Annotated in this window: 10 protein-coding genes; 4 read left to right on the top strand and 6 right to left on the bottom strand. The window is 46.0% G+C overall.

Annotation, left to right across the window (positions count from 1 at the left end):
• The first annotated feature begins 134 nt into the window (after positions 1-134).
• On the top strand, positions 135-1,421 hold the full coding sequence (locus tag MHI14_RS24250; protein WP_133386756.1) for a DUF5050 domain-containing protein: 1,287 nt from the start codon (positions 135-137) through the stop codon (positions 1,419-1,421).
• Between the two features lie 186 nt (positions 1,422-1,607).
• On the top strand, positions 1,608-3,239 hold the full coding sequence (locus MHI14_RS24255) for a helix-turn-helix domain-containing protein (RefSeq protein ID WP_165980366.1): 1,632 nt from the start codon (positions 1,608-1,610) through the stop codon (positions 3,237-3,239).
• 128 nt (positions 3,240-3,367) lie between these two features.
• On the opposite strand, the gene MHI14_RS24260 is transcribed toward MHI14_RS24255, so the two are convergent.
• Positions 3,368-3,943 (bottom strand): GbsR/MarR family transcriptional regulator, encoded by a 576-nt coding sequence (locus MHI14_RS24260; RefSeq protein ID WP_133386754.1) that lies wholly within the window; start codon positions 3,941-3,943, stop codon positions 3,368-3,370.
• 501 nt (positions 3,944-4,444) lie between these two features.
• Between MHI14_RS24260 and MHI14_RS24265 the strand changes: the two genes are divergently transcribed.
• Both MHI14_RS24265 and MHI14_RS24270 read left to right on the top strand, forming a co-directional pair.
• On the top strand, positions 4,445-5,674 hold the full coding sequence (locus MHI14_RS24265; RefSeq protein WP_076331983.1) for a quaternary amine ABC transporter ATP-binding protein: 1,230 nt from the start codon (positions 4,445-4,447) through the stop codon (positions 5,672-5,674).
• A complete protein-coding gene (locus MHI14_RS24270) occupies positions 5,640-8,228 on the top strand; it encodes a glycine betaine ABC transporter substrate-binding protein (RefSeq protein ID WP_341131401.1) in 2,589 nt (862 codons plus the stop codon). The genes MHI14_RS24265 and MHI14_RS24270 overlap by 35 nt, the downstream gene beginning before the upstream one ends.
• A 255-nt stretch (positions 8,229-8,483) precedes the next feature.
• On the opposite strand, the gene MHI14_RS24275 is transcribed toward MHI14_RS24270, so the two are convergent.
• From MHI14_RS24275 to MHI14_RS24295, 5 genes are all read right to left on the bottom strand, one after another.
• A complete protein-coding gene (locus MHI14_RS24275) occupies positions 8,484-8,696 on the bottom strand; it encodes an immunity 17 family protein (RefSeq protein ID WP_047842001.1) in 213 nt (70 codons plus the stop codon).
• A gap of 587 nt (positions 8,697-9,283) precedes the next feature.
• On the bottom strand, positions 9,284-10,642 hold the full coding sequence (locus MHI14_RS24280) for an ABC transporter substrate-binding protein (protein WP_133386752.1): 1,359 nt from the start codon (positions 10,640-10,642) through the stop codon (positions 9,284-9,286).
• A 390-nt stretch (positions 10,643-11,032) separates the two neighbouring features.
• Positions 11,033-11,854 carry a carbohydrate ABC transporter permease gene (locus MHI14_RS24285; protein WP_133386751.1) on the bottom strand — a complete coding sequence of 274 codons (822 nt, stop codon included), beginning with the start codon at positions 11,852-11,854 and terminating at the stop codon, positions 11,033-11,035.
• Positions 11,851-12,813, bottom strand: coding sequence for a carbohydrate ABC transporter permease (locus MHI14_RS24290; protein WP_091033725.1), 963 nt, complete (start codon positions 12,811-12,813; stop codon positions 11,851-11,853). Before MHI14_RS24290 ends, MHI14_RS24285 begins: the two co-directional genes overlap by 4 nt.
• A 344-nt stretch (positions 12,814-13,157) precedes the next feature.
• Positions 13,158-14,975, bottom strand: a complete 1,818-nt coding sequence (locus MHI14_RS24295) for an APC family permease (protein WP_341131402.1) — start codon at positions 14,973-14,975, stop codon at positions 13,158-13,160.
• Positions 14,976-15,179: the final 204 nt, after the last annotated feature.

Below are 15,179 nucleotides of genomic sequence, written 5' to 3' on the forward strand. Positions count from 1 at the left end.
TGAATGACTATGAAATTGAATTTCATCCTCTTCTTTTTTTCATGTTTGAGATCTAACATATCTTCCATAGTTTACCGATATAACATAAGGAATTAACGACATACATATAGAAGAACGAAGGGGACGATGAACAAATGAAAACAGGGTATACATACTTACAGCGCACCATCTGTACATTGCTGTTATTTACACTCATTGCAGCAGTGACATTGGGAGGTGGAACCGCAGCCCAGGCAGCTTCACTCAGCCAATCCACAGTGTATTATGAGTCAGATGGCGTCCTGTACAAAGTATCCGCTGATGGCAGCAATACAACAGAAGTATTAATTGATTTCCAAGGGGTGGACTTGCACGCGGCAGGCTCTTATCTCTACTACACGCAGACTGCTTCTTCCACAACATTGCTTCGGGTTCCAAATGACGGGTCCAGCGATGCGGCAGAGACATTTGCTACAGATGTACTCAGCTATTATACGGATAACGGATTCATCTATTATCTGGATGCTACAGGTACCATTTATCGCGCGAATGGCAATAGTAATGCTTCAGCTGTCACCAAAATTGCTGACAAGGCTGATACCGACTTCCCATTCCTCCTGGTAACCAAAGGGCGTGCCTACTATAATGCGTTGGTTAATGGAAACACGTGGATCGTGTCCAAAACGTCCAACGGTTCTGGAGCTGTGCAGCGGATTGCCGCAGGCGCAGTGGAAGGACGTTATTTTACGAACCAAGCCAAAAACGAACTGCAACTGATGGTAAATACAGACCCGTACGAGGATTTCTATTCCACCAATGCTGTTGTCATGTATAAGGTTAATTACAACACTGGTAAAGCGACCGCTGTTAATCCCAAAGCCAAACTGGATGTGAATGCTGTATATTCCGGTGGTTGGGGAAACAATCTTTACGTGTATAACAAAGGAATCGATCTCGACAGCAACAAAGATTACAATTATGGCAAAGGCAAAGCGTTTGCGTTAACAACTTCAGCCAAAACACTTCAACTTCATAACAAAAGCGTTCGGGAAGTAAGTGCTTTAGGTACAGACAAGGTTGTCCTTATTGATGCAGACAAAAAGGCTTATGCCAAAACGGTCTCGGGCAACAAAGTGACCAAATCCGCCAACCTGAATTTGAACAATGTAACGTACGTTGCGAATCAATTGACCAACGGCACACCTACGGCTGCATACATCTCGGGCAACAACGGTCTCTATTCGGTAAATACAGCTCTCAAGGTAACGAAACTTACCGGGGACGAGTGGGATGCATTCCATATCAGAGATGATGTTGCGGGCCTCTTCTACATCAATGCCAAAGATCAATATCGCTTGTATCACGTGCAAACGGGTGGAACAGGGAAAAAAGTAATGAGTGACGTTTTTCTCGACAATATTCTATTGGTGACACCGTACTAACATATCCTGTTGATTCAAACATGTAGCCCATTCAACGGACTTGTCCATAATAAAAAGGATTACCTGGTAGCCATAACGGCTCTTGGTAGTCCTTTTTTGGTTGTCGAAAACTATTTTTCAAAAACATCTTCCATATGAGAATGATAATTGTTATCATTAAGAAAATAAGACAAAAGGATGGTCCGTATGACTGAACAGTTTCCCTTCATTGCTGAAATCTCATCTCTACCGCTCCTCTCCTCTATGTGCCGTGTGCGTCGTGGGGAGAATTTCCGTGTGCAAGGCAAGACGGTGTCACGGCCCATGCTCTGTCTTATTTTGCAAGGAGACGGTATTCTGGTCCTGAATGATACAGTCTATACGGCGCAAGCGGGCAGCTTGTTTGTACTGAAGCCAGGAACAACCATTGAGGCCGCTGCACGCTCGAATGTGACCGAATGTATATTGCTAAGCATGGATACGGTTTGTTTGCAGCAAGTGCGCGGTGAATGGAAAATGACCTCTTCACCCGCCTTCCCGCTGGATTGGCAGACAGGCAGGTTGCTGGTTCGTCATGAGCAGCAGGCTGTATCACGTTTGGAACAACTGTATGAAACCTATCGCGGTCTTCAACCGGATCACTTTATCAGCATACATAGCCAGCTGCATGAACTGTTGCAATTTCTCTCAGAGAACCGGCTGGAAGCCAATCATGAGAAAGTAGACCCTGCCTTGGAACGCAGTATTATGTATATGCGACGTTACATGAGTGAAGGAATCAGTATGGATCAGCTTGCCAAGATTGCTGGACTCACACCCAGCTCTTATTCACGCAGTTTCAAGAAGGCCAAAGGCATGTCACCGACCGATTACCTCAATCGTTTACGTATAGACGAAGCCAAAAAACAGCTGACAGAGGAATCCTGTGTCCTCAAAGACGTCGCGGTATCTGTCGGGTATGGCAATGAGTATTATTTTAGCCGCAAATTCAAACAAACCTTGGGGATTGCTCCCAGCGTATATATGAAAAGAGATCAACTTCGCGTAGCTACAGCATCCATTATGGGATTCCATGAGAACTTGGCCTCGCTTGGACTGCACCCGGTAGCTGTGCTGGAAGGTGAAGGTGTGTTTGACCGAGAATCGGATGAATATGAACAAGAACGCCGACTAACCAGACAATTAGATCAACTTCGGCAGGCGAAGCCAGACTTGATCATCGGTGACTTTTACCACAAGCCCTATTACGATCACCTGAAAAGTATTGCACCCACCATCATCTTGGAGTCCACTGATGACTGGAAAGAGAACCATATGCGCATCGCTGAACTGGTCGGACGTGAGAAACAAGCGTTGCTGAATTTCAAAGAACTTGAGTTTCGCAAGCTTGAAGCAAGCCTGAACCTGCAACCCTATTTCGGACAAAAACGGTTTGCTCTGATGGAGATTACGAGTCAGTTCATCCGCTTACAAGGGACTGGCGAGCATCCATTAAATCACTTGTTGTATGCTGAATTGGGACTCCAGCCTGCTCAGCTTGTATCTCCCGAAAGTTCCAGAAATGAGTATGTTGCGGATAGTATTCCCGTGCTGGACACGGATTACCTGTTGATCCATCGTGCTTCGCTTCAGCCTGCCAGTGAAAAGCTGTTCCGACGCATGAAACAAACGGCATCGTGGAATCGATCCCCTGCTGTATTGTATGGTCACGTTCACGATATCTCGAACTGGCAACGGTTATGCTGGGCCCCGGCTGGCCGATTGCAGATTCTGAACGAACTGGAACAGATTGCTCAGCAATCTGTAGTCTTTCCTCAGGCAGGTCTGATCGGACATTAGACGGTGAACATAGGTCGATACGATGGGCAAGATTATCTTTTACATCGTGTTCCTTCATTATAATTCAGTAAGTTATTGCACAGGCCAAAGGGCCCTCTCCTATAACGGAAAGGGCCCTTTGCATGTAATTATGAATGTTCCTTAATCTCTTCCTTCGGAACCAGCTTGTATATCTCTTCATCTTCCATGGTATCAATCAAACGATCCAACCATTTGTAATATGCTTCCGCTTGCAAAACTTTGTGTTTGTCTTCCATCAGGATGTGGATAAGTTCAGCATCCGCCTCTTTATCCAGATCTTCGACTAATCGATTCAGTTCTTCAATTGATTTGCGTAGAACCTGAAGGTTACTCTCCACGGCTTTTCTCCACTTAATCGCAAAATAATCCGTAAACGTCTGATGCCAGTCATATTCCACTTCATATAGGTCTTTTCTGGAGCCCTTGCTCCACACTTTATTTACCATTTTCAAATCCAGCAGTGTTCGTACACCTGTACTCATACTCGTTTTGCTCATTTCCATTTCCCGTCCCATATCGTCAAGGGTCATTGGTTTGTCTGCAAAAAATAGCAATCCATATAAGTGTCCCGTAGACAGCGTAACCCCGTAAAGATCCATATTACGTCCAATGGCTTCAATGACGCGCTTACGAATCTTCAGCACGGTTGCCTGCTGTTCCTCTTGTAAATGGTCCAAGCCCATGCTTGCAACCTCCATTCTGAACATTCCACAGTCTTTGGCGAAATAATTGCAACACTTTAAAAGTCCTGCTTACATGGGAAAGCACTCGGCCGGACATCATATATGCCAGAGGGCTTTCATTCACCCAATGTATGAAAATGGGAACTTTACCAGGCTACAATTGCCTATGACTATCTTTTAACCAAAAAATTCAGCTTCAATTCAGCTCATTTTCTATTGTAGAAAAAGCGATATCAAATGTAAAGGAACCTTATTAGGCAGAATAAGGAGAATGACGGAGCATATGGGAGGAAAACTTTGTACAGTTTTTACTGTACAAACATTATGTACTGTTTATTCGGTTGCTATACAGGGTAAGTATTGTTAGAATACAAAACGTTACCCAGAAAGACGGGAAGCGAAGCAACAACTACCGGATTTCGTGGCTGGGCGCATAAGTGTATGGGCTTATGGATGCTGAAAGCCGTTCGAAGTGCACAACACATCAGAAGGGGTGAAAACATGACCATACTTGAAGTGAAAAACGTAAGTAAATTGTTTGGCCCCCAAACCGAGCAAGGTCTGCAATTACTGGAGCAAGGTTGGGGTAAAGAAAAGTTGGCCAAAGAAAAACAGATAACGGTTGGTGTCAACCGGGTCAACATGGACATTAAGGAAGGCGAGATTTTCGTTATTATGGGACTGTCCGGGAGTGGTAAATCCACACTGGTTCGGATGTTCAATCGTCTGATTGAACCAACATCTGGAGAAATTCTGGTCCATGGTAAGGATCTACGCAAGATGAACAAAGAACAATTGCGCGAAGTGCGCCGGAAAACGATCAGCATGGTCTTCCAGAAGTTTGCGTTGTTCCCGCACCGTACCGTTCTTGATAATGTGGAGTATGGATTGGAAATACAAAAAGTAGATAAGGAAGTACGCCGGGAGAAGGCAAAAACCTCACTTGAGCTGGTTGGCCTTAAAGGCTGGGAAGACAAAATGCCAGATGAACTCAGTGGTGGGATGCAGCAACGTGTCGGCTTGGCGCGTGCACTTGCCAATGACCCGGAAGTACTGCTAATGGATGAAGCCTTCAGTGCACTTGATCCATTGATTCGCCGTGATATGCAAGATGAGTTGATCGAGCTTCAGGATAAGATGAAAAAGACCATTATTTTCATTACCCATGACTTGGACGAAGCGCTGCGCATCGGCGATCGTATTGCCCTCATGAAAGACGGCGCAGTTGTGCAGATCGGTACACCGGAAGAAATCATGATTCAACCGGCCAACTCATATGTGGCCCGCTTCGTCGAAGACGTGGATCTGTCCAAGGTCCTTACAGCATCTCACGTAATGCGTCGCCCTGAAACAATTACGCTTGATCGTGGTCCTCGTGTAGCCCTCGAATTAATGCGCGAACGTGGTATTTCCAACCTGTTTGTCATTGACCGATCGAAAAAACTGCTTGGTGTTATTACAGCTGAAGATGCAACCCGTGCCATGCGCGAAAACAAAGTATTGAACGATATTCTGATCACGGACGGGCCGACGGTTTCGCCTGAGACCCTGATTCATGAATTGTTTGAAATCGTAAGTTCTGCCCATGTGCCGCTCGCTGTTGTTGGTGAGAATGGCCGTCTGCAAGGTGTTATCGTCCGCGGTGCCCTGCTGGGTGCGCTTAGCGGTGAAGTTGCAGTAAAGGAGGAACTTGTGAATGATTCCCAAAATACCACTCGCATCGTGGATTGAATCCATCGTTGACTGGATGAGCTCCTCGCTCTCCGGATTGTTTAAAGTTATCTCTGTTGTTATTCAGGAAGTGGTCGGATTTTTCTCCGGGCTGTTCATGCTGCCCCATCCACTCCTGTTCATTGCGATATTGGGTGTTCTTGCGTTCCTCGTAGGTCGACTCCCACTGACACTGTTCACGGTTATCGGGTTCTTGCTCGTAGATAACTTGGGATACTGGTCCCAATCCATGGACACACTCGGTCTGGTTATCACTTCAGGATTGGTTTCGATCCTGCTTGGTGTGCCTGTCGGAATCTGGCTCGCATACAGTAAAACTGCGGCGCGTATTGTCACACCGTTGCTTGACTTCATGCAGACAATGCCTGCATTTGTCTACTTGCTGCCTGCGGTTACATTCTTTAGCCTTGGTGTCGTTCCAGGTGTTATCGCATCCGTTATATTTGCGATTCCGCCAACGATTCGTCTGACTCACCTGGGTATCAGACAGGTATCTGGCGAATTGGTTGAAGCAGCTGATGCATTCGGCTCAACTTCCATGCAAAAGTTGTTCAAAGTACAACTTCCACTCGCTTTGCCTACCGTGATGTCCGGTATTAACCAGACCATCATGCTGTCACTATCCATGGTTGTTATTGCATCCATGATTGGTGCACAAGGTATTGGTGCGGAAGTCTATCGTGCCGTAACACAGCTGCAAATCGGTAAAGGTTTCGAAGCTGGTCTGGCCGTTGTTGTACTCGCGATTGTTCTGGACCGTTTTACACAAAATGTGTTTATGCCAGGTCGCAAAAAGACCTCACGCATTACAGCCAAGCAAAAAGCATGGATCACTGCTGCGGCAACATTCCTTGTGCTTGTAGCTGGTTTCTCACAATACTTCGTTGGTGGCACAACTTCCGCTGGTGGCAACAATTCAGCAGCCAATGCTGTAGGTCAAGAAGTGAACTATCAGATTATCGGTATCGATCCAGGGGCAGGTATTATGAAGTCCGCTGCAAAAGCGATCGAAGACTATAAACTGACTGACTGGACTCTGATTGAAGGCTCTGGTGCAGCCATGACGGCCACGCTGGACAAAGCGATCAAAAATGAAGAACCAATCATTATTACAGGTTGGACTCCGCACTGGATGTTCAACAAATATGATCTGAAATATCTGGAAGACCCTGAGAAATCTTTCGGTGATGCTGAAGAAATTCATACCATCGCCCGTAAAGGTCTGAAAGAAGATCACCCTGTTGCGTTTGAATTCCTGTCCCGTTTCCAATGGACATCGGATGAAATGGGTGAAATGATGACTGCTATCCAGGATGGGACATCCGCAGAAGAAGCAGCTAAAGCTTATGCTGAGAAACATGCCGATCAGATTGCTGAGTGGACCAAAGGTCTGACCCCAGTGAACGGTGATGCGTTCAAACTGAGCTATGTGGCTTGGGATTCGGAAATCGCAAGTACGAACTTGCTGAAATATGTGATGGAAAACGAATTGGGTTATAAAGTTAACGCTCTGCAAGTCGAAGCCGGACCCATGTGGACGGGTGTTGCCTCAGGCGACGTAGATGCCTCTCCAGCAGCTTGGCTGCCATTGACACACGCTGACTACTGGGAACGTTACAAAGACCAGGTGGACGATCTGGGTGCCAACATGACGGGTGTACGTACAGGCCTCGTGGTTCCTAGTTACATGACTGAAGTCAATTCGATTGCAGATCTGGAGACAGGTGCCGCTTCTTCCACTCCATCGGCAAGTGCCAATGTCGGCGAAGAGGTTAATCACCAAATCGTTGGTATTGACCCGGGTGCAGGTCTCATGAAGGCCACAGCAAACGCCATTAAGCATTATGATTTGTCTAACTGGAATCTGATTGAAGGCTCTGGAGCAGCAATGACTGCATCGCTCGACAAAGCTTATAAAAATGAAGAACCCATCATCGTTACAGGTTGGACGCCGCACTGGATGTTCAATCAGTATGATCTGAAGTATTTGGACGATCCCGACTTAATTTTCGGCGATGCAGAGGAAGTTCACACGGTTGGACGTAAGGGAATCAAGGAAGATCATCCCGTTGCCTACGAGTTCTTCTCTCGCTTTAATTGGACTGCGGATCAGATGAGTGAAATCATGGTAGACATTCAAAAGGGCGTTTCGCCTGAAGAAGCTGCCAAGACTTATGCAGAAAAACATCCGGACCAAATTGAAGAATGGACCAAGGGGTTAACCCCGGTTAAAGGTGACAATTTACGTCTCGGTTATGTTGCATGGGACTCTGAAATTGCGAGTACCAACCTGATGAAGTATGTGCTTGAGACGGATCTGGGTTACACAGTCAAAGCACTGCAAGTCGAAGCTGGTCCCATGTGGGCAGGCTTGGCAGCAGGTGATATCGATGCTTCTCCAGCCGTTTGGCTCCCGCTTACACATGGGGACTACTGGAAGACATATGGAGACAAGATTGAAGATATCGCTGTCAGCATGACAGGAGTTAAACAAGGTCTGGTTGTTCCAACGTACATGGATATCAACTCCGTTGAAGACTTAAAAAATAATTAAACCAGATTGAGATGGATAAACCTGAATTTGGTAAAAAGACCACCGAAATTTTTCGGTGGTCTTTTTGTTTTGGCTATGATTTTTTTCAGGCATGCTATTTGATTTGATATTCTATCTTGGTCATACTGTATACTGCTACTTTAAGTATTCACACGCTTTTTCCATTTGACTCTTCTCACATATCCTCTTACTTTGCCTTCGCTCATGAACATCGTATGTAGATGATACTTGGTGAGTTCGTTTATTTCCCAATAACTATCCGATCAGTAACAGTAGTACACCAATGACAATCATAACTACACCGAGAATACCATATACCACTCTTGCGCCCTGCCGTCCAATAGTCTTCACAAAAATTCCTGCTCTGAAACTCTTCATAAACCAGTCCCAATTGTTGATACCACCGAGCAAACTAAAAATTCCTGCCGCTATGGCAAATAGTGCGATTAAAACGGGTTGATCTTGCATTTCGTCAACACTCCTTCAATATAATCCTGTCTACTATACCTTCACTTGGTGAAAATTAACAGGCATTAATTAGTAAAAAAACAGCTTGCAGATGTAAGTCTGCAAGCTGTTCTAAGGAGTTAAACATATTATATTCATTTGCCTTTAGAGACTAAGTTTTACAATACCCGCTGATTTTCGCGAAATCTTTTCTAAGCTATATCTCGTCTGAAATATGAATACATCTTGCAATTATTCGTAAGTTTTGCCGATTGTTAGCGCGCAGGAGGATATTTTACATAAATCGTCATATCGACTTTAGGCCTAACCGTGGTATATAAAATCGAACTACTGACACATGGTAATTAAATATCTTTTACTTCGACATACAATCCCTCACCCTTTTCAGCCGTACTTTTGTTACTTGGCCTGTGATCTGACAAAACCTGTTAACGTTCATCATGTTATCAACGTTGCATCATTTGTTCAAACAGGTTGTACATTAAGAAAAATCCGTCTTAGGTCTCAGAGGATATCATAAAATCACAATAATGCGACGATCATTAATGATCGCCGCATCTGTTTTTAATCCAAAGCTTTACCTACAATTATTTCTTCACCGTGCTGTTATATTGCGCAATCTTGTCTGTAATTTGTTTGGCTGCTGCATCCAGTGCTTCCTGTGGTGTACCTTGTCCATTCAGGACCGTTTCAATCGCTCCTTCGACAAGTTGTCTGGCTTCTGGGAATACACCCATCAATGCCCCGGATGTTGCTGTCGAATCCGCGGAAGCGTGCAATTGATCGACTGCTGTCTGGAATTGCGGGTACTTCGCCATATTATCCTTTAATACTTGCTCATTGTAGGCTGCTGTCGTAATAGGGAAGTATCCTGTCGCAACACTCCAATTCGCTTGTACCTCTGGTGTAGCCAAATACTTGATGAATTCCCATGCCGCTTGTTGTTGTGCTTCCGATTTGTTATTCATAATGTACAAACTCGCTCCACCCACCACAACGCCGCCTTCTTTGGCATCCGCTGGACGAGGCAGGAAGCCTGTTCCCAGTTCAAACTTGCCACCTGAACCTTCTACGATTTTACGCAGGCCAGCCGTGGAATCAAGGGTCATACCGATTTGCTGAGCGGTAAATGCTGCTGTTGTATCGTCTGTGCTACGTCCCAGATTGGAGAGGGTTTTCTCGTCAATCATCTTTTTCCACCACGTTAATGTCTTCACTCCAGCTTCGGAGTTCAGCAGAGACTCTGTAGCTGCCTCAGTTCTTCCGTTTCCATTGTTTACATAATCTGCATTCTGGTTTGCAAAGAACTGTTCCATAAACCAGCCATAGATCGCCATGGATGCACCTGGCTTACCGTCTTTTGCCAGTGCTTTTGCCGCTTGCTCAAACTCTTCATACGTCTTCGGCGGGTTCTCCGGGTCCAGACCTGCTGCTTTGAACATATCCTTGTTGTAGTACAGGATCGGGTTCGATGTGTTAAACGGCATGGCGTTCAACTTGCCATCGATGGTGTAATACCGGATGATGTTTGGCTCCAGTTGGGACAGGTCAAACTGGTCCTTATCGATGAACTGTTGTACTGGCGTAATCATGCCCGAATCGATCATGAACTTGCTGCCGATCTCGTAAACCTGGATAATGTCAGGACCGCTGTCTGAGCCCATGGATGCTTTGAGTTTGTTCAGACTTTCATCGTACTTCCCTTGATAGATGGGCTTCACCTGAATGTCCGGATGACTTGCGTTAAAGTCAGAAGCGAGTTGATTAATAGCTTTCTCCCCAGCGCCAGACATGGAGTGCCACCACGTCAATTGTGTTGTTTCGGCTGCGGCTGCTTCTGCTTGAGCTCCACTTGCCGGGCTACTTGTTTCCGCTTTTGTTCCGCAAGCGGAGATAACCAACATGAGTGCAGCCAGCATTAATGCAAATGTTCCTCTTTTTTTCAAACGAAATCGCTCTCCTTTTATATGGCTCGCTTCAACATAAGTGGGGCTTTGGGTGCTGCAAGGTGACCGTTCCGGATATGAATCGTTCTTTTGATCGCTGTTACCCCCGGATTTCTTTTCATCCCCTTTCAAAGGGGGAAATCCGTGGATAAAGGCGAGCGCTTCGCTTCTTCAGAATCGATTCTTCTCCTTCACTACTTTTGCAGCTCTTCAAGAGACTTATTGAGAATGCGAGCTCATTTTATTCGCTCCTGGTATCCAAACCTTAGACCTTGTACGAAGATACAAGGTTTAATTTAAAACCTCTATTCAAAACCTCTAAATCAAAATCTTTAGATCAAAACCTTCAGAGCTTCCACTTCAATTAAATAGTTTTAAAACTTTCTCACCTTACCCCTTCAGCGCGCCTGCGGCCATTCCGCGGACAAGCTGTTTCAACCCGAAGACCAATAGCAGCAAGGACGGTAGAATCACCATTGCTGTCCCGGCAAATACCAGATTCCACGCTGTGGATTCCTGGAACTCCAGCATCGAGATCCCGATCTGTGCGGTTCTCATTTCCGGTGTATTTGTCACCAGCAGCGGCCAGAGATATGAATTGTACATGCTTAAGAATGAATAGATTGCCAATGTACCAAGTGCCGGACGGGACAAAGGCAAGACGTGCGATATGAAATAGCGAATATGACCACAACCGTCGATCCTCGCCGCCTCGAACAGTTCCTTGGGTAACTGCATGAAGAACTGTCTTAGCAGGAATGTTCCAAACGCCGTTGCCAGAAAAGGCACCATAAGCCCCTGGTAACTATCCAGCCAACCCCAGCTGCGAACCGTCAGGTAGTTGGGGATCATCGTCACTTCCCATGGAATCATCATCGTTGCGACAAACATGCTGAAGATGACGTTTTTGCCTTTGAACTGCATTTTTGCAAAAGCATAAGCTGCCATACTCGCTGTAATCAGTTGACCAAGCGTTGTCAGTCCTGCCACAAGAAAGGTATTGCCGATAAATCGGCCGATCGGAACAATATCAAATACTTCGCTAAAGTTGGACAGATCGATGGAATTTGGAATGATATGCGGCGGATAAGCGCTCGCATCTTCCGGCGTCATGACGGCCATGAAAAAGGTGTACATCACCGGATACAGCACAAGTGCTGCACAGATCGTCAGTAATCCATACAACAGCGTTTTGGTCCATGTCGCACTCATTGGTAGTGCACTTTCCTTTCTACCCATTTGAACTGGATCAGGGTCAGCAGCATAATCACCACAAACAGGATCAGTGCCTGTGCACTACCTGTACCAAAGCGGAAATTAACAAAGGCTTCCTGATAGATGGAATAGACAAAAACATTTGTACTGTCCATCGGGCCACCCCGGGTTAAAATGTTGATCTGACCGAACGATTGAAAAGCACCAATGATCGATACGACCGTAACAAAGAATAACGTGGGTGACAGTAGCGGCATCGAAATTTTGCGAAACGTCAGCAATGGTCCTGCACCGTCAATCTTGGCGCTCTCGTAGATCTCATCCGGGATGCCTGCCAAACCACTGGATAGAATAATGTAGTTGAATCCGAGGTTCATCCAGATCGTCATGATGGAGATCGAGATCAATGCCCAATCCGGGCTGGTGAGCCAGGGAATTGGATCGATGCCTACTTTGCCAAGCAGATAATTCAGCATGCCCAGGGTGGGATGGAATAGAAACTTCCAGATGACCGCTGACGAACCAACGGATAACACCACGGGCAGAGAGAACACAAATTGGAACACACGCATTCCCTTGAATCGGTTGTGAGTCAGTGCAGCCAGAATCAGAGCAGCCAGCATACCCGTAGGCACTGTAAACAGGACAAATAGTAAAGTCACTTTCATCCCTTGCATAAACAGTCCCGACTGGAACACGGCCTTGAAGTTATCCAGTCCTACATAAGCCGCAATCTGTCCCGTCGGATCTGTGGAATGCAGACTGAGGTACACGGACTTAAACATCGGGTAAAACAGAAACACTGCAAACAAAAGCAGCGATGGTGCCAGGAAACCATAGGCCAGCATATTCTCCCGCATTCGCTGCACACGCAGCGAGGCTGTCCGGCGCTCACTCGTACCGGATACGCGCCGTTTGGCGGCAGGCAAGCTGATCCGGTTATCAAGCTCACTCATCGGATTTTCTTCCCCCTTGTTTCACGCATTCAGTGTGTGTGGAATGTTATATCAACTTCAGCACCACGTTATCTAGTGTAAGAGTCGAATGTCACAGCAAAATTCATTCTGAATCAACGTAACGTTAATCCTGGACAAGGGACTTTACGCAAATGTGTATCCATTCGAAAGCGGTATCCATACCGAATTTCATGACAAAAAAACCGCAAGAACTCCCCTTTTTGGAGATATCCCTGCGGTTTGATGTGTAAATGGAATATGAACGTTTGTCTGTTAAAGAACTTGACTCATTTTACAATAATCTGTAAATCTCCCACACGAAGTAAAGCGATTAACCGTTCGAGTTAACGATTAAGATGATATGGCACCGTGGTGACAATCACGTCTTTATAATTGATCAGATAGGCCCGGATCATGAAGCTGGTCTGGTTGTGCAGTACATTTTGCCACCAGTGCTTGGTGATGAATTGTGGAATCAATACGGTGATGTGATCGGTCTCGGCCGTTTTCCACTCTACGGTATCAATGAATTTCTTCAGCGGCCCCATAATGCTACGGTATCTCGATTTGATCACGACCAGACGAACACCTGGATTCCACTCCTCCCACTTCTGCTCCATCTTGCGTATGGCCTCATCATCGAATCCAATGTACAGCGCGACCACATGATCCGACATCGTCTGGGCGTAACTGATCGTATTCATGACGACCCGGGTAATGCCTGCAACAGGAATGACTATCGTATTGCCTTTTTTGGCCGGCTTATCGATCTGAATATCAATCCGCAGCTCATCAGCAATGTTGCAATAGTGTCGGTGAATACGCATGAATACATAAACAACGAGCGGTAAAAAGATAAAGATGACCCATGTCTGCGTGAACTTGGTGAAAATAAAGATCAGGGTAATGGATAATGTAGTCAGCATACCGACGGTATTGACCAGCAACTTCATCTGCCAGCCAGACGGTTTGACTTTGATCCAGCGAATCATCATACCGAGCTGTGACAGGGTAAATGGAATGAACACCCCTACCGCATAGAGCGGAATCAGGCTTTCCGTATTTCCTTTGAACCCGACCACCAGCAGCGCAGACATCACACTGAGGAAAATGATCCCGTTTGAGAAACCAAGGCGGTCTCCTCTGACCATAAATGCATGCGGCATGTATTTGTCTTTCGCCATCATGAAGGATAGCAGCGGAAAAGCCGAATATGCTGTGTTGGCTGCCAGGAACAGGATCAGTGCCGTTACACCCTGGATGATAAAATACATCGTGCCCCTGCCAAACGTCGCTTCAGCAATCTGGGAAATGACCGTTGCTTTGGGATCAGGCTTCACCCCATAACCGAAAGCCAGCAACGTGATGCCAATGAACATGGCTCCTAATATACAACCCATAAGCAGTAATGTACCCGCGGCATTTTTCTCGGCAGGCTGCTTGAAGTTTGGGATCGCGTTACTTACCGCTTCCACACCAGTCAAGGCCGAACATCCGGAGCTGAATGCTTTCAATAACAGAAACATACTTACATGGGATAGACTTGTTCCGAATTCAGGTGCAGCTGCTTCCATCCCCCCGGCAAGAAATTTGATTCCGCCCGAGATAATCAGAATTGCAATCGAAAAGATAAACAGATAGATGGGGATCGCCAGCACAGACGCTGACTCCGTCACTCCCCGCAAATTCATAATCGTTAGAAAAACAATCATAATGAGTGCAATCACAACACTGTAGTCATGCAGCATAGGAAAAGCCGACGTAATCGCATCCGTCCCTGCGGACGAACTTACCGCAACGGTCAGAATATAATCGACCAGCAGAGATCCTCCGGCAATCAGACTGGATGTTGTACCCAGGTTATCCTTGGCTACGATATAAGCGCCGCCCCCTGTTGGATAAGCAAATATCGTCTGGCGATAGGAAAAAATTAAAATGACGAGTAATCCCAGTACGGCGATGGAAATCGGAACAGAATACCACAGGGCGGCGAATCCGGCCGCAACAAGCACCAGCAAAATCTGTTCCGTACCGTAGGCAACGGACGATAGGGCATCCGAGGACAGGATGGCGAGCGCCTTCCATTTCCCCAATTTTTCTCCATCCAGTTCAGCCGATTTCATTGGCTTGCCTATTAAGATTCTCTTCATTTTGCCAAGCATGATCATAACTTCCTTCCGTCTCTCATCTGTGAAGCATAGTTATTATGCAAAATCGCAGAGCCATTGACAATACGTCATTTCACCCGAAATTCGCCAGCGCGTGATAATGCATTCTACGATTCAATAATCGATAACAAAGCCATTCTTGTTCAGCAATTTGAACTTTTTTGAACCAAAATGACGATTGTTCGTCAAAAAAAAGGA

Origin of the sequence: Paenibacillus sp. FSL K6-2393 (assembly GCF_038002545.1) — a bacterium.
Classification (GTDB): Bacteria; Bacillota; Bacilli; order Paenibacillales; family Paenibacillaceae; genus Paenibacillus.

What these genes read in the sequence shown, in the direction of transcription:
- MHI14_RS24250 (WP_133386756.1), top strand. Translation starts at nt 135, where the DNA reads ATGAAAACAGGGTATACATACTTACAGCGCACCATCTGTACATTGCTG.
- MHI14_RS24255 (WP_165980366.1), top strand. Translation starts at nt 1,608, where the DNA reads ATGACTGAACAGTTTCCCTTCATTGCTGAAATCTCATCTCTACCGCTC.
- MHI14_RS24260 (WP_133386754.1), bottom strand. Translation starts at nt 3,943, where the DNA reads ATGGGCTTGGACCATTTACAAGAGGAACAGCAGGCAACCGTGCTGAAG.
- MHI14_RS24265 (WP_076331983.1), top strand. Translation starts at nt 4,445, where the DNA reads ATGACCATACTTGAAGTGAAAAACGTAAGTAAATTGTTTGGCCCCCAA.
- MHI14_RS24270 (WP_341131401.1), top strand. Translation starts at nt 5,640, where the DNA reads ATGATTCCCAAAATACCACTCGCATCGTGGATTGAATCCATCGTTGAC.
- MHI14_RS24275 (WP_047842001.1), bottom strand. Translation starts at nt 8,696, where the DNA reads ATGCAAGATCAACCCGTTTTAATCGCACTATTTGCCATAGCGGCAGGA.
- MHI14_RS24285 (WP_133386751.1), bottom strand. Translation starts at nt 11,854, where the DNA reads ATGAGTGCGACATGGACCAAAACGCTGTTGTATGGATTACTGACGATC.
- MHI14_RS24290 (WP_091033725.1), bottom strand. Translation starts at nt 12,813, where the DNA reads ATGAGTGAGCTTGATAACCGGATCAGCTTGCCTGCCGCCAAACGGCGC.
- MHI14_RS24295 (WP_341131402.1), bottom strand. Translation starts at nt 14,975, where the DNA reads ATGCTTGGCAAAATGAAGAGAATCTTAATAGGCAAGCCAATGAAATCG.